14 protein-coding genes are annotated in these 18,808 nt (G+C 71.8%); 7 read left to right on the forward strand and 7 right to left on the reverse strand.

Translation table 11 applies throughout. From position 1 onward, the window contains the following. Nucleotides 1-2 precede the first annotated feature (2 nt). A complete protein-coding gene (locus ABKA17_RS40065; RefSeq protein WP_353697329.1) occupies nucleotides 3-1,556 on the reverse strand; it encodes an MFS transporter in 1,554 nt (517 codons plus the stop codon). Between the two features lie 73 nt (nucleotides 1,557-1,629). Continuing rightward, nucleotides 1,630-2,547 carry a TIGR01777 family oxidoreductase gene (locus ABKA17_RS40070; RefSeq protein WP_353697330.1) on the reverse strand — a complete coding sequence of 306 codons (918 nt, stop codon included), beginning with the start codon at nucleotides 2,545-2,547 and terminating at the stop codon, nucleotides 1,630-1,632. Between the two features lie 110 nt (nucleotides 2,548-2,657). On the opposite strand from ABKA17_RS40070, the gene ABKA17_RS40075 reads away from it, so the two are divergent. Beyond that, nucleotides 2,658-3,989, forward strand: a complete 1,332-nt coding sequence (locus ABKA17_RS40075; RefSeq protein WP_353697331.1) for a HEAT repeat domain-containing protein — start codon at nucleotides 2,658-2,660, stop codon at nucleotides 3,987-3,989. Between the two features lie 9 nt (nucleotides 3,990-3,998). On the opposite strand, the gene ABKA17_RS40080 is transcribed toward ABKA17_RS40075, so the two are convergent. Both ABKA17_RS40080 and ABKA17_RS40085 read right to left on the reverse strand, forming a co-directional pair. Further along, on the reverse strand, nucleotides 3,999-7,373 hold the full coding sequence (locus tag ABKA17_RS40080; RefSeq protein ID WP_353697332.1) for a pyruvate carboxylase: 3,375 nt from the start codon (nucleotides 7,371-7,373) through the stop codon (nucleotides 3,999-4,001). A 116-nt stretch (nucleotides 7,374-7,489) separates the two neighbouring features. Beyond that, on the reverse strand, nucleotides 7,490-8,689 hold the full coding sequence (locus ABKA17_RS40085) for a cysteine desulfurase-like protein (RefSeq protein WP_353697333.1): 1,200 nt from the start codon (nucleotides 8,687-8,689) through the stop codon (nucleotides 7,490-7,492). 213 nt (nucleotides 8,690-8,902) lie between these two features. Here ABKA17_RS40085 and ABKA17_RS40090 point away from each other — a divergent pair, with 213 nt between their 5' ends. Together ABKA17_RS40090 and ABKA17_RS40095 are read left to right on the forward strand one after the other, a co-directional pair. Then, complete coding sequence (locus ABKA17_RS40090; RefSeq protein ID WP_353697334.1) at nucleotides 8,903-9,862, forward strand: trypsin-like serine peptidase; 960 nt, start codon at nucleotides 8,903-8,905, stop codon at nucleotides 9,860-9,862. A gap of 89 nt (nucleotides 9,863-9,951) precedes the next feature. Continuing rightward, nucleotides 9,952-10,395, forward strand: a complete 444-nt coding sequence (locus tag ABKA17_RS40095; protein WP_353697335.1) for a DUF6174 domain-containing protein — start codon at nucleotides 9,952-9,954, stop codon at nucleotides 10,393-10,395. A gap of 9 nt (nucleotides 10,396-10,404) precedes the next feature. On the opposite strand, the gene ABKA17_RS40100 is transcribed toward ABKA17_RS40095, so the two are convergent. Then, nucleotides 10,405-10,827 (reverse strand): hypothetical protein, encoded by a 423-nt coding sequence (locus tag ABKA17_RS40100; RefSeq protein WP_353697336.1) that lies wholly within the window; start codon nucleotides 10,825-10,827, stop codon nucleotides 10,405-10,407. A gap of 97 nt (nucleotides 10,828-10,924) precedes the next feature. Between ABKA17_RS40100 and ABKA17_RS40105 the strand changes: the two genes are divergently transcribed. The 3 genes from ABKA17_RS40105 to ABKA17_RS40115 all read left to right on the forward strand — a co-directional run bounded on the left by ABKA17_RS40105 (nucleotide 10,925) and on the right by ABKA17_RS40115 (nucleotide 14,680). Then, the gene (locus ABKA17_RS40105) at nucleotides 10,925-11,827 is read left to right on the forward strand and encodes an amidohydrolase family protein (protein WP_353697337.1); all 903 of its coding nucleotides are present in this window, start codon (nucleotides 10,925-10,927) and stop codon (nucleotides 11,825-11,827) included. A 127-nt stretch (nucleotides 11,828-11,954) separates the two neighbouring features. Beyond that, on the forward strand, nucleotides 11,955-13,307 hold the full coding sequence (locus ABKA17_RS40110; RefSeq protein WP_353697338.1) for an MFS transporter: 1,353 nt from the start codon (nucleotides 11,955-11,957) through the stop codon (nucleotides 13,305-13,307). Beyond that, the gene (locus ABKA17_RS40115) at nucleotides 13,304-14,680 is read left to right on the forward strand and encodes an alpha/beta hydrolase family protein (RefSeq protein ID WP_353697339.1); all 1,377 of its coding nucleotides are present in this window, start codon (nucleotides 13,304-13,306) and stop codon (nucleotides 14,678-14,680) included. The genes ABKA17_RS40110 and ABKA17_RS40115 overlap by 4 nt, the downstream gene beginning before the upstream one ends. Nucleotides 14,681-14,683: 3 nt before the next feature. Here ABKA17_RS40115 and ABKA17_RS40120 read toward each other — a convergent pair whose 3' ends face one another. Beyond that, nucleotides 14,684-15,535, reverse strand: coding sequence for an isocitrate lyase/PEP mutase family protein (locus ABKA17_RS40120; protein WP_353697340.1), 852 nt, complete (start codon nucleotides 15,533-15,535; stop codon nucleotides 14,684-14,686). Nucleotides 15,536-15,646: 111 nt separating this feature from the next. Here ABKA17_RS40120 and ABKA17_RS40125 point away from each other — a divergent pair, with 111 nt between their 5' ends. Beyond that, nucleotides 15,647-17,218: an FAD-dependent monooxygenase gene (locus ABKA17_RS40125; RefSeq protein ID WP_353697341.1), complete on the forward strand. Its 1,572-nt coding sequence runs from the start codon at nucleotides 15,647-15,649 to the stop codon at nucleotides 17,216-17,218. Here the strand turns inward: ABKA17_RS40125 and ABKA17_RS40130 are convergent. Beyond that, nucleotides 17,196-18,611, reverse strand: coding sequence for a condensation domain-containing protein (locus tag ABKA17_RS40130; protein WP_353697342.1), 1,416 nt, complete (start codon nucleotides 18,609-18,611; stop codon nucleotides 17,196-17,198). The genes ABKA17_RS40125 and ABKA17_RS40130 overlap by 23 nt on opposite strands. Nucleotides 18,612-18,808 lie beyond the last annotated feature (197 nt).

The following is an 18,808-nucleotide window of genomic DNA, read 5'->3' on the forward strand; positions in this document are numbered from 1 at the left end:
CCTCACGGGGCTGAGGGCACCCCGTCGCCCTTGAGGCGCTCCAGGTCGGAGGGGCGGACCTGGATGGCGAGGACGGCGATCAGCGCGGCGACAGCGGTGAAGATCGCCGCGACGACGAACGCGGCGGAGACTCCCGCGGTGAGGACCTCGTCGCCCCAGTGGCCGGGGAGTTGGCCGGTGCGCTTGAACTGGAGGAGCTCGGCCGGGGTGGCCTGGTCCAGGAAGCGCGGGACCTGCTTGTCCGCCTCGTTGGTGCTGGCCGTGCCGAACATCGTGACCAGGATGGACAGCCCGAGCGAACCGCCCACCTGCTGGGTGGCGTTGAGGAGTCCGGAGGCCGCGCCGGTCTCCTGGACGGGCACGTCGGAGAGGGCCATGAGGGTCAGCGACACGAACTCCATGCCCATGCCCAGGCTGAACACGAGGATCGGGCCGAGGACGCTGCCCGCGTAGGTGGAGTGGACGTCGGTCAGCGTCAGCCAGGCCAGCCCGACCGCCGCCAGTATCGCGCCCACCACCATGAACGGCTTGGGCCCGTAGACGGGCAGGAACCGTGAGGCCAGCCCGGCGCCGACCGCGATGACCGCGCTGACCGGCAGGAAGGCGAAGCCGGTGGCCAACGGGCTGAAGTTCAGCACGTTCTGCACGAAGAGCGTGAGGAAGAAGAACATGCCGAAGATCGCGGCGGCGAGGCACAGCATGATGCCGTAGGTGCCCGCGCGGTTGCGGTCGGCGAACATGTGCAGCGGGGTGATCGGCTGCCTGGAACGCCTCTCGATCAGGATGAACGCCACGAGGAAGACGACGGCCGCGCCGAACGAGGCCAGCGTCAACGCGTCGCGCCAGCCTTCCTGGGCGGCTCTGATGAATCCGTAGACCAGCAGGACCATGCCGACGGTAGAGGTGAGGGCGCCCGTGATGTCGAAGTGGCCCGGATGCCGTTCGGACTCCCTGATCCAGCGGGGCGTGGCGAGGGCGATGAGCAGGCCGATGGGGACGTTGACGAACAGCACCCACCGCCAGTTCAGATACTCGACGAGGATGCCGCCGGCGAGCAGTCCGATCGCTCCGCCGCCCGCCGAGACCGCGGCGAACACCCCGAACGCCCGGTTGCGTTCGGGGCCTTCGCGGAAGGTCGTGCTGATCAGCGCGAGGGAGGTCGGGGAGGCGATGGCGCCGCCGACGCCCTGGAGGGCACGGGCGGCCAGGAGTTGGGTCTCGTTCTGGGCGAGCCCGCCCAGCAGGGAGGCGAGCACGAAGAGCAGCACGCCGCAGATGAACACCCGCCGTCTGCCGAGGATGTCGCCGGCGCGGCCGCCGAGCAGCAGCAGACCGCCGAAGGTGAGGGTGTAGGCGTTGACCACCCAGGCGAGGCTGGTGGTGGAGAAGTCCAGGGAGCGCTGGATGTCCGGCAGCGCGATGTTCACGATGGTGATGTCGAGCACCACCATCAGCTGACATGACGCGATGACCAGCAGCGCCATGCCGTTTCCGCCACCGCCGGTGTTCCCGGTTGTGGCCTGAGCTGCGGAAGTCGGTTGCGGGCTGGTGCTCATGGCGTATCGCTCTCGGTGAACGGTGGCGTCCACTGTTCGACCGTACGCCTGGGTCGGGACCCTCACCAGTCGATCAGCCGACCGAACCTCGACCGACCGCCGCGGCGAGGGCCGCCTCGATGGTCGGGTACTCGAAGGTGAAGCCGGAGGCGAGGAGGGCGGCCGGCAGCACGCGCTGGCTCATCAGGATGCCGTCGGCGAACTCGCCGAGGACCAGCCGCAGGGCGAAGCCCGGGACGGCGAACACCGTCGGCCGGTGCAGGGCGTTGCCGACGGCGGCGGTGACCTCGCGGTTGGTCGCGGGGTGCGGGGACGTCATGTTGACGGGTCCCGTGACGGTGTCCGTGTCGATGAGGTGGCGCAGGGCGCGGACCGTGTCGTTGAGGGAGATGTGGCTCCAGTACTGGTCGCCGCTGCCCAGACGTCCGCCGAGGCCCGCGCGGGCGAGCGGCAGCAGCCGTCCCATGGCGCCGCCGCGGGGCGAGACGACGATCCCGAAGCGGGTGTTGACCACCCGGGTCTCCACCGCGCGGGCGGCCTGGGCGGCCGTCTCCCACTCCTCGCACACCCCGGCCAGGAAGTCCCGGCCGGGCGCGCCCGACTCGTCGACCTCGGCCGTGCCGGTCTCGCCGTAGTAGCCGACGGCCGAGCCCGACACGAACACCGGCGGCGGCTTCTCGCAGGCCGTGACCGCCGTGGCCAGGGCAGTGGTGCCGAGGACGCGGCTGTCGCGGATCCGCTGCTTGTACGCGCGCGTCCACCGCCGGTCCCCCACCCCGGCACCGGCCAGCCCGACCACCGCGTCAGCGCCTTCGAGCACCGCGGGATCCAGCAGTCCCGCCTGCGGATCCCACCGCGCCTCCTCGCTGCCGTCCTGCCGGGGTCGCGGCTCCCTGCGGACCAGGCGGGTCACCCGGTGCCCGTCGTCCAGCAGCGACGCCGCCAGGGCCCCACCGATCAATCCCGAAGAGCCACTGATGACGACGTGCATGGGGTACCTCGTTCCTGGCGCTCACCTGGTCGAGACTTTGATTGAGACTTCAATCATCATACGCTCCGCGCCGGAGCCCGATGTCAGTGCCTCGATCTAGGGTTCCCACCATGGACAAGACGCTGCCGACCACCGAACTCTCCTCTGCGCTGGACATGTTGAGCGACGAGGGATCGCCCGTGGACTGGACCGTGCCGGCGGACGTGCTGATCGAGATCGGCGAGCCGGCACTGCTCCCGCTGGCCGACGTGCTCGCGTCGGCGGGCTCGCCCGAGGTGGCGCGGCGGGCCATGTGGGCACTGACCCGCCTCGAAGGCGTTGATCCCAGCAGCTATGTGCCGTTGTTGCGGCATCCGCACGCGGAGGTCAGGAGCACCGCGCTGTCCCCCTTCAGATTCATGGGCGAGGCCGTGATCGGGTACGCGGACCAGTTGATCCCGTCGCTGGGAGACCCGGAGGCGGACGTCCGGCAGCGAGCGGTCTGGGCGTTCAAGGCGATGGGCGACGCGGCGGTCCCCGTGCTGCGGCGCCTGCGGCAGCAGCCCGCGACCGGACCCAGGATCCGGGCCACGGCACTGGAGGCGTTGGCGACGATCGGCGGACCGGGAGCGCTCGGCGAGCGGGACCTGGCCGCGTGGCGTCGGCTGACGAGAATCAAGCGGCTCACCGAGACGGCACCCGAGCGCTTTCATCTGTGCGGTTCCTGGTACGCGGTCCCGAGCGACGACCAGGCAGCGGTGCTCGCGGCGTTCGACCTGAGCGACCCGGAGCCGGTCACGCTGCGCACCGGGGCGTCGGCATGGAACCACGACAGTCACAACTGGGGCGGCAAGCGCCCGCACGAGCGCTGTGCCCGTGTCTTCGTCAGCCCGGCGCTGGACGGCTGGACGCTGGTCTTCGGCCGCTCCTCACAGGACAGGCACCGCATCGAGGACGCGGAGGACCAGGAGGCGGCCCGCTCGGAGGTGGTACGCGAGCGGTGCGCCGATCTGAGCCGCCGGTTCGGGGCCGCGCACTGGTACGGCATGAGCTGCGGGGACGGCTGGACGGCGTGGTGCATCGCCGAAGGCGGCGAAGTGGTGCGCTTCTACGACGCGTTCGAGGCCGACGAGAAGGGGATCGTGGGCGTCCGGCATCCCGCGGAGTCGGGCTTTCTCCTGCCCCACGAGACGGTCGACACCGGCGATGCCCTCGACTCGTTCACCGAAGAGCTCCATAGCGCGGGGAACCAGCTGGACGTCGAGGCCTTCTACCGCCGCTACGCACAGGCGAGAAGAGACCTCGGCATACCCGACACCTGCTACGCCATCGACATCGCGGCCCGTCTCTCCATCAACCCCTCGGCGCTCGGGGCGAGGACCCGGATCACGGGTTCCGGAGTCCTCGCCCTCACCGCGTGCGGCCGTCGGTACGGCCATCCCACCGGAGCGCTCAGCATGTGACCGTCGGCGCTAGCCGATCACGAACAGCAGATCGCCACCCTCCACCTGCTGGATCCGGTTGATGGCGAGCCGGGACACCTTGCCCGCCTTGGGCGCGGTGATCGCGGCCTCCATCTTCATCGCCTCGATGGTGGCGACCGTCCCGCCGGCCGCGACCTCGTCGCCCTCGGCGACCGCGAGCGTCACCACTCCGGCGAACGGGGCGGCGACATGGCCGGCGTTGGAGCGGTCGGCCTTCTCGGTGACCGGGATGTCGGAGGCGGCCGCGGCGTCGCGCACCTGGATGGGCCTCAACTGGCCGTTCAGGGTGGACATCACGGTCCGCATGCCGCGCTCGTCGGCCTCACCGACGGCCTCCAGGCCCAGCAGGAGCCGGACGCCCGGTTCGAGGTCGACGGCGTACTCCTGGCCCGGGCGCAGACCGTAGAAGAAGTCCTTGCTGTCCAGGACGCTGGTGTCGCCGAAGGTCTGACGGTGGGTCTCGAAGTCGCGGGTCGGGCCGGGGAACAGCAGGCGGTTGAGGGTGGCGCGGCGGTCCTTGTCCAGGCCGTCGCGGTCCTCCGGGGTCAGCTGCGGTGCGGGCTTGGCTTCGGCACGGCCTTGGAGGGCCTTGCTGCGGAAGGGCTCCGGCCAGCCGCCGGGCGGGGTGCCCAACTCGCCGCGGAGGAAGCCGATGACGGAGTCGGGGATGTCGAACCGGTCCGGCGTCGCCTCGAAGTCCTGCGGCGAGACCCCGGCGCCGACGAGATGCAGGGCGAGGTCGCCGACCACCTTGGAGGACGGCGTGACCTTGACGAGGTGGCCGAGGATCCGGTCGGCGGCCGCGTACATCTCCTCGATGTCCTCGAACCGGTCGCCGAGGCCGAGGGCGACGGCCTGGGTGCGCAGGTTGGAGAGCTGGCCGCCGGGGATCTCGTGGTCGTAGACGCGCCCGGTCGGAGAGGCTAGGCCCGCCTCGAAGGGGGCGTAGATGCGGCGGACGCTCTCCCAGTAGGGCTCCAGGTCGCCGACGGCCCGCAGGTCGAGGCCGGTCGGGCGGGCGGAGTGATCGGTCGCGGCCACGATCGCCGACAGGGAGGGCTGCGAGGTGGTGCCCGCCATGGAGGCCACGGCCCCGTCGACCGCGTCCGCTCCGGCCTGGATCGCGGCCAGGTAGGTGGCGAGCTGGCCGCCCGCCGTGTCGTGGGTGTGGATGTGGACGGGGAGGTCGAACTCGCGGCGCAGGGCGGAGACGAGCGTCGCCGCGGCGGGGGCCCTGAGCAGGCCGGCCATGTCCTTGACGGCCAGGACGTGGGCGCCCGCCTCGACGATCTGCTCGGCCAGGCGGAGGTAGTAGTCGAGGGTGTAAAGCCGCTCGTCAGGGTTCGACAGGTCGGAGGTGTAGCAGAGGGCGACCTCGGCGATCGCCGTGCCCGTCTCGCGTACGGCCTCGATCGCCGGGCGCATCTGGCCGACGTCGTTCAGCGCGTCGAAGATGCGGAAGATGTCGATGCCGGTGGCGGCGGCCTCCTGCACGAAGGCGTCGGTCACCTCGGTCGGGTACGGCGTGTAGCCGACGGTGTTGCGGCCGCGCAGCAGCATCTGGAGGCAGATGTTGGGGACGGCCTCGCGCAGCGCGGCGAGCCGCTCCCAGGGGTCCTCGGCGAGGAAGCGCAGGGCGACGTCGTAGGTGGCGCCGCCCCAGCACTCCAGGGACAGCAGCTCGGGCAGGGTGCGGGCGACGACCGGGGCGACGGCGAGGAGGTCCTTGGAGCGGACCCGGGTGGCGAGCAGCGACTGGTGGGCGTCGCGGAACGTGGTGTCGGTGACGCCGATCGTCGGTGACTCGCGCAGCCAGCGGGCGAAGCCCTCGGGACCGAGGTCGGTGAGCTTCTGCTTGGAGCCGGCCGGGGGCACCTCGGAGGTGAGCTGCGGCAGCTTGCTCGTGGGGTCGATCAGCTGGGGGCGCTCGCCGTGCGGCTTGTTCACCGTGACGTCGGCGAGGTAGGTGAGCAGCTTGGTGCCGCGGTCGGCGGAGGTGCGGGAGGTCAGCAGGTGCGGGCGCTGCTCGATGAACGAGGTGGTGACCCGGCCCGCCTGGAAGTCCGGGTCGTCGAGGACGGCCTGGAGGAACGGGATGTTGGTGGCCACGCCGCGGATCCGGAACTCGGCGACGGCACGCCGGGCCCGCTTCACCGCGGTGCCGAAGTCCCGGCCCCGGCAGGAGAGCTTGACCAGCATCGAGTCGAAATGGGCGCTGATCTCCGTACCGGCGTGGGTGGTGCCGCCGTCGAGGCGGATGCCCGAGCCGCCGGGCGAGCGGTAGGCGCTGATGCGGCCGGTGTCGGGGCGGAAGCCGTTGGCGGGGTCCTCGGTGGTGATACGGCACTGGAGGGCGGCACCGTGCAGGGTGACTGTCTCCTGCGAGAGGCCGAGGTCGGCGAGGGTCTCGCCGGCGGCGATACGGAGCTGGGACTGGACGAGGTCGACGTCGGTGACCTCCTCGGTGACCGTGTGCTCGACCTGGATGCGCGGGTTCATCTCGATGAAGACGTGGTTGCCGGCCGGGTCGAGCAGGAACTCCACGGTGCCGGCGTTGCGGTAGCCGATCTCGCGGGCGAAGCGCACGGCGTCGGCGCAGATCCGGTCGCGCAGCTCCGGGTCCAGGTTGGGCGCCGGGGCGAGTTCGATGACCTTCTGGTGGCGGCGCTGCACGGAACAGTCGCGCTCGAAGAGGTGGATGACGTTGCCCTCGCCGTCGGCGAGGATCTGCACCTCGATGTGGCGGGGGTCGACGACGGCCTTCTCCAGGAAGACGGTCGGGTCGCCGAACGCGGAGGCCGCCTCACGGGCCGCCGCCTCGATGGACTCGCGCAGCTGGGCGCGGTCCTCGACCCGGCGCATACCGCGCCCGCCACCGCCGGCGACGGCCTTGACGAACACCGGGAAGCCGATGTCCTCGGCGGCCCGGACCAGCTCGTCCACGTCGCTGGAGGGCTCGGAGGAGCCCAGCACCGGAACGCCGGCCGCGCGGGCGGCGGCCACGGCGCGGGCCTTGTTGCCGGTCAGCTCCAGGATCTCGGCGCTCGGGCCGACGAAGGTGATCCCGGCCTCCTCGCAGGCCCGGGCCAGCTCGGGGTTCTCCGACAGGAACCCGTATCCCGGGTACACGGCGTCGGCGCCGGCCTGCCGGGCGGCCCGGATGATCTCCTCGACGGAGAGATAGGCGCGCACGGGATGCCCGGGTTCGCCGATCTCGTACGCTTCGTCGGCCTTGAGCCGATGCAGTGAGTTGCGGTCCTCGTGGGGGAAGACGGCGACCGTCCTCGCGCCCAGCTCATAACCGGCTCGGAACGCGCGAATCGCGATCTCACCACGGTTGGCGACCAGTACCTTGCGAAGCATTCCGGGATCCCTTCGGCCTGCTGGTGACGGACACCATGGTCGCGGCTATGGCGGCGAGGTGCCATGAGACCCGGGTCACGCCAAGGCGGCGCTTTGCCCCTTTGGCCCGATCGGCCTCACAGGAAGTCGGCCAGCCCGGTGAGGAGCCGGTCCACGTCCTCCGCGTCGTTGTAGGGCGCGAGGCCGACCCGGAGGCCGCCGGTGTCGCCGAGGCCGAGGTGCCGGGAGGCCTCGATGGCGTAGAAGGAGCCGGAGGGCGCGTGGACGCCGCGCTCGGCGAGGAAGCGGTAGGCCGCCACGGTGTCGTGGTGGTCGAAGGTGAGCAGCAGGGTGGGGGTGCGGTCGGCCGCCCGGGAGTGGACGGTGATGCCGTCGAGCGCGGTGAGCCCCTTGTCGAGCTGGGTGCGCAGGGTCTGCTCGTGGGCCTCGAGTGCTGTGAAGGCGGCGACCAGTCGCTCGCGGCGGGTGCCGGTGGCGCTCGTGTCGAGGCCCGCGAGGAAGTCCACGGCCGCCCGGGTGCCGGCGAGGAACTCGTAGGGCAGGGTGCCGAGTTCGAAGCGCTCGGGGACGGCGTCGGTGGAGGGCAGCAGCTTGTCCGGGCGCAGGGTCTCGAGGAGTTCCGGGCGGGCCGCGAGGACTCCGTGGTGGGGGCCGAGGAACTTGTACGGGGAGCAGACGTAGAAGTCGGCGCCGAGCCGTTCCAGGTCGACGAGCGCGTGGGCGGCGTGGTGGACGCCGTCGGCGTAGACGAGCGCCCCCACCTCGTGGGCCAGTCGGGAGATCTCGGGGATCGCGGGGCGGGTGCCGATCAGGTTGGAGGCGGCGGTGACGGCGACCAGGCGGGTGCGGTCGGACAGTACGGCGCGTATGTCGTCGGGGGTCAACTCCCCGGTGGCGGGGTCGAAGTCGGCCCAGCGCACGGTGGCGCCGGCCCGTTCGGCGGCCTGGACCCAGGGGCGGATGTTGGCGTCGTGGTCGAGGCGGGTGACGACGATCTCGTCGCCGGGCGACCACGTCTTGGCGAGGGTGCGGGAGAAATCGTAGGCGAGCTGGGTGGCGCTGCGGCCGAAGACGATCCCGGCCGGGTCCGCCGCCAGCAGGTCGGCCATGGCCCGGCGGGCCTCGGTGACGATGGCGTCGGCGTTGCGCTCCCCCGGCACGCCGTGACCCCGGTTCGACAGCGGGTGTGCCATGGCGTCGGCGATGGCGTCGATGACGGGCCTGGGCGTCTGGGTGCCGCCGGGGCCGTCGAAGTGTGCCGTTTTGGCGTCGAGGGCGGGGAACTGGGAGCGGAGGGCGGCGATGTCGTACGTCACGAGGGGCTCCTATGCGGGTGCCGTTCCGGGCCGGGGCCCCGAGTCAACCTCATCTCCCGAACTCGGGCGAGATCGCCCCCGGTGGTGTCGGCGTGGTCGGGGTGTGCCTTTTCGGTCATCATCCTGACGTGCACCTGCCCAAATGGGGCCATCGGTGGCACTCTGCGCGCAGAACGGTCACACCCTCCGACCCCCACCGCAGAAGGAGACCGCGTGATAGGCAGACTGCGTACCGCTCTGGTCGGCGTCGCCGCACTGCTGGCCGGCGGCGCCCTCGTCACCCCGGCCGGCGCCGCCCCCGATCCCGGAGCGGTGTCACTCACCGCGCAGGAACGCGCGCACGCGTTCTGGACCCCGGAGCGGATGCGTGCGGCGACCCCTCTCGACGTCCTGTCCGTCGACCGCTCCGAGGTGCGGGCGGCCGAGATCCGCAAGGGCACGAAGACGATCGTCGCGCCGAGTGCGCCCGGCTCGTCCGTCGGGACCCTGGCGTTTCCCGAGGGCGGTGGTGAGTGGACCGGCGGCGGGGCCGTCGTCCGGACCGCCGGCCGGGTGTTCTTCACCTACCAGGGCCGCACCGCCTCCTGCTCCGGCAACGCCGTCACCAGCGCCAACAAGTCCACCGTCCTGACCGCCGGGCACTGCGTGAAGCTGGAAGGGGCCTGGCACACCAACTGGGTGTTCGCACCCGGCTATCACGACGGACAGACCCCGTACGGCACCTGGGCGGCGTCCAAGACGCTGTCCACCCCGCAGTGGACGGCGAGCGAGGACATCAACTACGACGTCGGCGCGGCCGTCGTGGCCCCGCTGGACGGCAAGGCGCTCACCGATGTCGTCGGCGGCCAGGGCGTGGCCTTCAACACCGGCTACAGCAAGGCCATGTACGCCTTCGGCTTCCCCGCCGCCGCCCCGTACGACGGCCAGAAGTTCATCTACTGCTCCGGCACCACCTACCGGGACTTCCTGCTCTCCAGCGACCACGGGCTGACCTGCGACATGACCGGCGGCTCCAGTGGCGGCCCCTGGTTCACGCAGTTCAACGAGTCCACCGGGACCGGGCTCCAGTCCTCGGTGAACAGCTTCAAGTACAACTTCCTGCCGAACGCGATGTACGGGCCGTACTTCGGCGCGGACGCGCAGAACCTGTACCAGGCGGCCCAGTCGTCCTGAGCCCCCACCGACGGTACGGATGCCGGCCGGTCCCGAACGTCCCGGGGCCGGCCGGCGTCATAGCGGTAACCGTCTCGAAGGGGCCCGCCATGACCGTCGTACGCTCGCTCTTCGCCCTGGCCGTGCTGGTGGGCGGCCTGTCCGCCTGTGGTGACGGGGCGGAGCCGAGCGCTCCCGCCTGGGAGGAGCCGGCCTCGTACGCGTACACGCTGACGTCGAGCGCGGGTGAACGGCCCCTCATCGGCACCTTCCGCATCACGGTCCGCGACGGCGAGGTCGCGGCGGCCGTCGGTCTCGACGACAGCGGGCGCCGTGTCGTACGGCAGCTCCCCCACCAAGTGCCCACGCTGGGCGCGCTGTTGGAGGAGCTGGAGCAGGCGCGGGGAGACGACGCGGACACCGCGGAGGCCGAGTACGCGGCGGACGGGCATCCGACCCGCATCGAGTTGGACTGGGAGGCGAACGCCCTGGACGACGAGGCGAGTTACGAGATCACCGACTACGAACCGGACGGCGGCGCGGTCGACGACTGACCGCCAGACCTACAACTGCTGGATCTTCCCGCCGAGTTCGGGCCGGAACTTCTTCAGCAGCGCCTCCGGGGCACTGACCACCCAGCGCGTCCCGACCAGGTACTTGCCGCCGTAGATGGAGGCGGCGTCCAGCCAGGTGAGCTTGAACCGCTCCTCGGGGAACGTGGTGATCAGGAAGTCGCCGTCCTTCCCCTTGCAGACGCCTTCCCTCAACTCGTCGGCGTCCGTACGGATCTTGACCTTGCAGCCGACCAGGCCCGCGATGACCTCGACCTTCGCGGGCGCCACGACACCGGCGGAGGGCGCGGCGGTCACCGCGGTGTCGCTGCTCACCTTGGACTCGTCCGACCCGCCGCCGCCACATCCGGTGGCCAGCAGGAGCGGGGTCAGTGCCAGGCAGGCGAGGGTCAGTCGGCGTGGCTGAGGGGACACGTACCTCTCCGTTTCGGGACGTCGGCCGGACGTACGCCCTGAGGTACGGGCGAATGCCGGTGGCTGTTCACCCTGGTGAGGCCCGACGATGTGTGTCATGACCAACGTCGACGTGCACCAGCATCTGTGGACCCCGTCGCTGCTGGCGGCCCTCCGGTCGCGCCGCGAGCCGCCGTACCTGGACGGCTGGACCCTGCACCTGGACGGTGAGCCGCCCTACGACGTCCCGCCGGACGCCCATGACGTGGCCCGGCGCGCGGAACTCGCCGTCGCCGACGGTCTGGGGCGGGCGCTGGTGTCGATGTCGGCGCCCATCGGCGTGGAGTGGCTGCCGTCGGCCGAGGCGCGCCCGCTGCTGGACGCCTACCACGAGGACGCGGCCGCGCTCCCCGAGCCGTTCGGGGCCTGGGCCGCCGCGTGCGTACGGGACGTCGACGCGAAGGCGACGGCGCGCGACCTCGACCGCGGCTTCGCCGGTCTCCAGCTGCCGGCCAACGCCCTCGTGGACGCGGCCGGTTACGCGCGCTGCGCCCCGTTGCTCGATCTGCTGGAGGAACGCGATCTCCCGCTCTTCGTCCACCCGGGTCCGGCGCCCGGCGGGTCCGAGGGCCCCGGCTGGTGGCCCGCGATGGTGCCGTACGTCCAGCAGATGCACTCCGCCTGGTTCGCCTTCCGCGCCTTCGGCCGGCCCCGCCATCCGCGGCTGCGGGTGTGCTTCGCGCTGCTCGCCGGGCTGGCCCCGCTGCACGGGGAGCGTTTCGCCGCCCGCGGCGACGGCTCGGGGGCGGTGGATCCGGAGGTCTTCGTCGAGACCTCCTCCTACGGTCCGCGCTCGGTCGAGGCCGTGGTCCGTGCCCTCGGCGTGGACGCCGTCGTCCAGGGCTCGGACCGGCCGTACGCGGAGCCGCCGCAGCACCCGGGGTTCGGCCTGGGCGGGGCGGCCGCGTACGCCTTCCGGATCGCGAACCCGCGGCGGCTGCTCGGCGGGGAGGGCCGCTGACCGAGGAACCGCCCGGGCAACTGACCGAGGAACAGACCAAGCTGTCAATGTTGTGCACTTTCTTGACGGCAGTCACAACAGAGCCTAGTTTCGCGGTGTCCTTCCCCCGCTCAAGGGAGACCCCGCGATGCCCACGTCCCCCGTCGCATCCCCCTCCACGGCCCCCGAACGACTCCGGCAGCTGCGCCTGGTCGCAGCCTCCGGGCTGCTCGGCACCGCCGTGGAGTTCTACGACTTCCTCGTCTACGGCACGGTCGCCGCGCTCGTCTTCGGCGACCTGTTCTTCCCCGGCGCCGACCCGGCCGTCGGCACCATCGCCGCGTTCGGCACCTTCGCCGCCGGCTATGTCGCCCGTCCGCTCGGCGGCATCCTCTTCGGCCACTTCGGCGACCGGCTCGGCCGCAAGTCGATGCTGCTGCTCACCATGGGCCTGATGGGCGGCGCCAGCTTCCTCATCGGCCTGCTGCCCACGTACGACACCATCGGGGTGTGGGCGCCGGTCCTGCTGATCGCCCTGCGGGTCGTGCAGGGTCTCGCCATCGGCGGTGAGTGGGGCGGCGCGACCCTGATGGTCGTCGAGCACGCCGGTGCCAAGCGCCGCGGCCTGTGGTCCAGCTTCACGCAGATGGGAGCCCCGCTCGGCTCCCTGCTCTCCACCGCCGTCGTCGCGTACGTCGTCACCCTCCCCAAGGACGACTTCGCGGCCTGGGGCTGGCGGGTGCCGTTCCTGCTGAGCGTCGTCCTGCTCGGCGTCGGCCTGTTCGTCCGGCTGAAGGTGGTCGAGAGCCCGCTCTTCACCGAGGTGAAGAAGGACCGCGCCGAGTCCCGGCTGCCCATCCTCGACGTCCTGCGCAACCCGCGCCCCGTACTGCTGGCCTGCGGTGTCGGTATCGGCGCCTTCACCGCGCAGTCGCTGCTGACCAGCTACATGATCGCGTACGCCACCGGCATCGGGTACGCCCGCCCACAGGTGCTCAACGCCCTCACGGTCTCCGCGTGCGTCGCCCTCGTCGTACTGCCCTGCGCCTCCGCCCTGTCGGACAAGGTCGGCCGCCGCCCGGTCGTCCTCGCCGGCGCCGTCGCCTCGGCCGCCCTCGCCTTCCCCGTGCTGGCGCTGGTCGACTCCAAGTCGCCCGGGCTGCTGATCCTCGCCGTCGTCCTCGGGCACGGCATCGCCCAGTCCACGATGTACGGCCCGCTCGGCGCGCTGCTCACCGAGATGTTCGGCACCAAGGTCCGCTACACCGGCGCCTCCCTCGGCTACCAGGGCGCCACCCTCGTCGGCGCCGGCTTCTCCCCCATGATCGCCACCAGCCTGGTGGCCGGCAGCGGCAGCAGCACCCCCGTCGCCCTGCTGCTCTGCGGCGGCGCCGCCATCACCGCGCTGACCGTCTGCTTCGTCCGCGAGACCCACCGCACCACCCTCGGCGACCCCACCGACCGCTCCGCCACCCCCCACCCGGAGGAGATCCACGCATGAGGACCGGCACCCGCACCGCCTCCGCCCTCACCCTTCTGCTCGCCGTCGCCGCCCTGCCCACCTCGGGCACGGCGGTCGCCGCGGACACCACCCACGTCGACGGCCGGCTCCCCTCCGGCGCCACGTACCTGATGGACGTGCCCGCCGACTGGAACGGCACCGTCCTGCTCTTCAGCCACGGCTACAACGCCGGACCGGCCAACGCCGCGCAGAACGCCCCGGACGACACGACGAAGGCCCTGCTGCTGGCGAAGGGCTACGCCCTCATCGGCTCCTCCTACGCCAGCACCGGCTGGGCGGTCACGGACGCGGTGCCCGACCAGGTCGCCACGCTGTCCGCCTTCAACGACCGTTTCGGGGCGGCGAGTCGCACCATCGCCTGGGGGCGCTCCTACGGCGGACTCGTCACCACCGCCATAGCCGAGCGCCATCCCGAACGCATCGACGGCTCCCTCTCGATGTGCGGCCTGGTACACGGCGGCGTGGCCAACTGGAACAACACCCTCGACCCGGTCTTCGCCGTCAAGACGCTCCTCGCGCCCGATTCCGGCGTCCCGTTGGTGAATCTCGCCGACCAGACGGCCGCCACCGAGGCCGCCAAAACCCTTGGCTCGGTGGTGGATTCGGCCCAGTCGACCGCCGCCGGACGCGCCCGTATCGCCCTCGCCGCCGCCCTCCACAACATCCCGGGCTGGAACCAGCCCACCCAGACCAGGCCCGCCCCCACCGACTGGGACGCCCAGCAGGCCAACCAGTACGCCGCCGTCAAAGGCCTGCTGAACGCCGCCATGAACCGGCGCCAGGAAGCCGAGACCCGCGCGGGCGGCAACATGACCTGGAACACCGGCGTGGACTACGCGAGGCTGCTCGGCCAGTCCTCCGTCCGCAAGGAGGTCACCGAGCTGTACAAGAAGGCCGGGCTGTCCCTCGGCAAGGACCTCGCCACCCTCAACCGGGCCCCGCGTATCAGCGCCGACCCGGACGCCGTCGCCTGGATGGGCGCCACCAGCTCCTTCACCGGCAAACTCACCAAGCCGCAGTTCAGCATCCACACCATCGGCGACGCCCTGGTGCCCGTCCAGACCGAGAGCGCCCTCAAGCGGGCGGTCACGGCGGCCGGTTCGGGCGCACTACTACGCCAGGCCTACGTCGACAACGCCGGCCACTGCACCTTCAGCCCCGCCGAGCAGCTCGCCGCCCTGCACACCCTGGAGGACCGCCTCGGCACCGGGAAGTGGCGGGGAACCGACGCCGGTTCCCTCAACTCCCGTGCCGCGGCGGCCGATTCCACGACACCCGCCCGCTACGTCGCCTACCGCCCGACCCCGTACCTCAGGCCGTACGACCTCGCCCACCCCGGCGACGCGCGGTAGGCCTCAGCTCTGCCGGAACAGGTCGTTCAGGTCCGCCTGGGCGATCTGGCCGGCGGCGTAGGAGAAGGTGCCCTGTTCCTTCAACTCCCGTGCCACGTCGAGCAGCTGACGGTACATCGCACGCGCGATGCTGCCGCCCACGGTGACCCTGCGCACGCCGAGTGCGCGCAGGTCGTCGAGGGCGAGGGCATTGCCGGTGAGGCCCATGACGACGTTGAGCGGGCCGTCGAGTTCGCGCACCAGGGTGCCGATGGTCTCGGCGTCGGCGGCGCCCGGCACGAAAGCGCAGTCCGCGCCGGCCGCGAGATACGCGTTGGCCCGCCGCACGCACTCCTCCAGCGAGCCGCCGACCAGCAGCACATCGGTCCGGCCGACCAGGACGAACGGCTCGCCGGCGGCGTCCACGGCGGCCCGGGCGGCGCGGATACGGTCCACCGCGAGCGACTCGTCGTACAGCGGCCGGGCACGGTCCCCGGTGAAGTCCTCGATGTTGCCCCCGGCGGCACCGGCCGCGAGGGCCATCGCGACGGTCTCCGCCACGGTCCCCGGTGCTTCGCCGTACCCGTCCTCGAGGTCCGCGCTCAGCGGCACCCCCAGCTCACCGGCGATCTCACCCACCCGGCGGATCATGGTGTCGCGGTCGACCCGGGCGTCCTGATCCTTCTCCTCGTGGAAGTCGTGGTCCGGGCGTCCGAGTGAGAACGCCACACCCGCGCTCGTGGTGGCCACGGCGGGGAAACCGGCCGACTCCAGGACCCGGGCACTGCCCACGTCCCAGGCGTTGGGGAGCAGGAAGCACCCCTCTCGATGCAACTCGGCGAAACGCTCTGCTCGTTCTCGACTGTCGATGTTCACGCGACCGAACGTACGACGTGGCACCGTTCCCGGCCAGCGGCGCAGATCGTCCTTCCGTGCGCCTGCCGCGCTTCCTTTTGCGGCCCGTCGGCGGGCACGGAAGATGGATCCATGACGCTTCGAGGCGACGCCGAGGTGGACGTGCTGATCGTCGGTGGCGGGCCGGTCGGGCTCACCGCCCGGGCGCTGCTGGACCGCTGGGGGGTGCGGACCCTGCTCGTCGAGAGACACGGCGAGCTGTCGCCCTTCCCGCGCTCCCGGCTGGTCAACACACGCTCGATGGAGATCTTCCGCGGGCTCGGACTGGCGGACCGGATCACGGCCAGCGCCTTCGCGCCGAGGTTCGGCCGCATCCGCTTCCGCGACACCCTGTTCGGGCCGGACTTCGCCACGGCGGCGATGGTCGGGGTCGACGCGCCCATCCCGGAGAGCCCCGTGTTCGGCGCGCTCACCTCGCAGGACCGGCTGGAACCCGTCCTGCTCGCCGCGTCGGACGCGCAGACGCGGTTCGGGGTCGAACTCGTCGGCCTCGCCGAGGAGGCCGATGCCGTGGTGGCCTCGCTCGTCGACCACCGGCACGGTACGCGATCCCGGGTCCGCGCCAGGCACGTCCTCGCCGCCGACGGCGCGAACTCCACCGTCCGGGAGCTGCTCGGCATCGGCACCACCGGCCCCGGGGCGATCGCGGAGGTCTCGACGGTCGTGTTCGACGCCGATCTCGGCGACTGGTGCGTCGACCAGCCCGCCGGGTTCTACTTCACCGCGCACGGCGGGTTCCTCCCGCTCTACCCGGAAGGCGGCTGGGCCTGGACCGATCCCACCCCCGAGGACACCGGGTCCGCCGACTGGGCCGACCTCGTCTCCCGCGCCCTCGGCCCCACCGCCGGCGTACGCCCCGAGGTGCTGCGGGTCCAGCACTGGACGGTGCGGGCCTTCGTCGCCGACCGCTTCCGCCACGGCCGGATCCTGCTGGCCGGCGACGCCGCGCACACGGTCCCGCCCGCGGGCGGCATGGGCATGAACGCCGGCCTCGGCGACGTGCACAACCTGTGCTGGAAGCTGGCGGGCGTCCTCCACGGCTGGGCGGCACCGAGCCTGCTCGACACCTACGAGCCCGAACGCAGACCCGTCGCCTCCCGGACCCTTGACCAGGCGGTGGCCAACACCCGGCTGATGTTCCAGGCGCAGTCCCGGCGCCAGGACCAGCTACGGGCCGGGAAGGCAGCCTCGGACGCGGTCGAACTTCCCTGGTCGGACCGCTACTTCGCCCAACTCGGCCTGGTGCTCGGCGTCGTCTACGACTCCACCGCGGTCCTCGGCGAGAACGGCGCCGGGCCGGACGACTCCGCCCCGGGCACCGACTACACACCCACCCCGCAGCCCGGCCACCGCATGCCCCACCTCTGGCTCACCCCGGAGCGCTCCACACTCGACGCCGTCGGCGAATGGTTCACCCTGCTCACCGCGGACCCCGCCCACTGGGAGCCGCACACCGACGGTCCCTGGCCGCTGCGCGTCGAGCCACTCCCCAAGGAACTCACCGAGCAGTGCTCCCTCGGCCTCCATGGAGCACTGCTCATCCGCCCGGACGGCCACATCGCCGCCCGCTGGCCCGACGGCTCACCCGGCGACTCGGCGCTGCATCACGCCCTCGGCACCGTCACGGGCAGGCCACCGCGCTGAGAGCCGCGGCCTGGCGCGCCACCGCCACGATCCGCTCCCGCACGAGCTCCGCGCACCGCCGCATGTTCTTGTCGGCGGCGGGTGTGTCGGGGAGCCGGCAGGCCAGCTGGAGGCCTTCGGGGACCCTGGTGACCCAGGCGCACACCTGGTCGCCGTACGAGACCCGGATCAGGCCGTAGGCCTTGAGTTCCTGCCAGCGGTCGGCGCCGGGGATGCCGCGGGAGTCGACGTAGGAGACGATCGAGTACAGGTCGGGCGAGGTGGGGCGGAAGTCCGTGCCCAGCAGGCGCAGGACGCGGGCCAGGGGCAGTCGGGACAGGGCCCGGGTGTCGCGCAGGGCGGTGCGGACGAGTTCCAGGACGCCGTCGAAGTCCGTGGCCCGCGCCAACGGGATCTCGACGGGCGCGCCGCCCACGTACCAGCCGACCGACTCGGCCCACCGGGACTTGACGCGGGTGTGGAACGGCACGACCGTGCGGTACACGCTCAGCCCGCTGATCTCGTGGGCGGCGAGCGCGACGGCGGCGACGACACCGACCAGGCTGCCGCCGTACGGACGGCAGTACGCCTCGAAGGCCGCCGCGTCCGCCGCGTCCACGAGCATCTCCTGCATGAACTTCTGCTCGGGCAGCGGGCCTTCGGGGTCAAGGCCGAGGTCGACGGGGAAGTTGGGCAGTCTGCCGTCGCAGCGGGAGATGAATTCGCGCCAGCGGGCGACGACCGTGTGCGTGTCGTCGATGCGGTCGGCGTCCGAGCGCTCGCTCGCGCAGAAGTCGACGTAGCTGGCGACGGGTTGGGGCACGACGACCCGGCCGTCCAGACCGGCCGCGTAGAGCTCGTGGATCTCGGCGGCGATGCGGTGCAGGGAGTAGGCGTCGACGTTGCTGTGGTCGAACGCCATGTACACACTCGCGCCGTCGTCCCTGACCACCGCGGTGAACAGGAAGTTCGGCCAGGTGAGCGCGTCGGCGGTGACGTCGAAGCGGTCCTCCAGATACCGGGTCAGGGTCACCGGGTCCGCGAACTCGCCGACGTCCTCGCGGTGCAGGGCGACCGCGTCCGCGTCCAGGGTGAACCGCCGCATCTCGTCACCGGCCCACCGGAACCCGCTGCGCAGGGTCTCGTGCCGGAGCATCCAGGCCTCCAACGCGCCCTGGAGCACGTCGAGTTCGATCCGGCCGGGGATGTCGAAGGCGGTGCCGAGCCAGGTCGGCACGAACAGTCCGTCCTCCCGCACCGTGCGCGCCGTACGGATGTGGGACTCCTGGACGTACGCCGGTGGTCGCGCGTCGTCCGGCAGTGCCCGGGCCGCGCCCACGGACGCCGGATGCAGCGTCCACTCCACGAGCCGTCCGGGCCGGATCTCGCACCGCTGGAGGTCGGTAATGCGCACAGGGCTCTCCGATCATCGCTCACCGCGTGGAGAGATCAACGATCGGACGGTCCCGAGGCAACGCGAACGGAGGACGAGCGTCCGGTACTCGGGCCGTTGCGGGGGTGGCTTTCCCGGCGGCGCTGCGGTGAGGATGCTCCCTCGCGCGGGCTTCCCGTCGTACGACGCCCGCGCGCCGAGGAGCGGAGGGCCTACAG

It is taken from the genome of Streptomyces sp. RG80 (assembly GCF_040446465.1).
Classification (GTDB): Bacteria; Actinomycetota; Actinomycetes; order Streptomycetales; family Streptomycetaceae; genus Streptomyces.

Coding starts and splice junctions, on each gene's coding strand:
- ABKA17_RS40065 (WP_353697329.1), bottom strand. CDS start 1,556: ATGAGCACCAGCCCGCAACCGACTTCCGCAGCTCAGGCCACAACCGGG.
- ABKA17_RS40070 (WP_353697330.1), bottom strand. CDS start 2,547: ATGCACGTCGTCATCAGTGGCTCTTCGGGATTGATCGGTGGGGCCCTG.
- ABKA17_RS40075 (WP_353697331.1), top strand. CDS start 2,658: ATGGACAAGACGCTGCCGACCACCGAACTCTCCTCTGCGCTGGACATG.
- ABKA17_RS40080 (WP_353697332.1), bottom strand. CDS start 7,373: ATGCTTCGCAAGGTACTGGTCGCCAACCGTGGTGAGATCGCGATTCGC.
- ABKA17_RS40095 (WP_353697335.1), top strand. CDS start 9,952: ATGACCGTCGTACGCTCGCTCTTCGCCCTGGCCGTGCTGGTGGGCGGC.
- ABKA17_RS40105 (WP_353697337.1), top strand. CDS start 10,925: ATGACCAACGTCGACGTGCACCAGCATCTGTGGACCCCGTCGCTGCTG.
- ABKA17_RS40110 (WP_353697338.1), top strand. CDS start 11,955: ATGCCCACGTCCCCCGTCGCATCCCCCTCCACGGCCCCCGAACGACTC.
- ABKA17_RS40115 (WP_353697339.1), top strand. CDS start 13,304: ATGAGGACCGGCACCCGCACCGCCTCCGCCCTCACCCTTCTGCTCGCC.
- ABKA17_RS40125 (WP_353697341.1), top strand. CDS start 15,647: ATGACGCTTCGAGGCGACGCCGAGGTGGACGTGCTGATCGTCGGTGGC.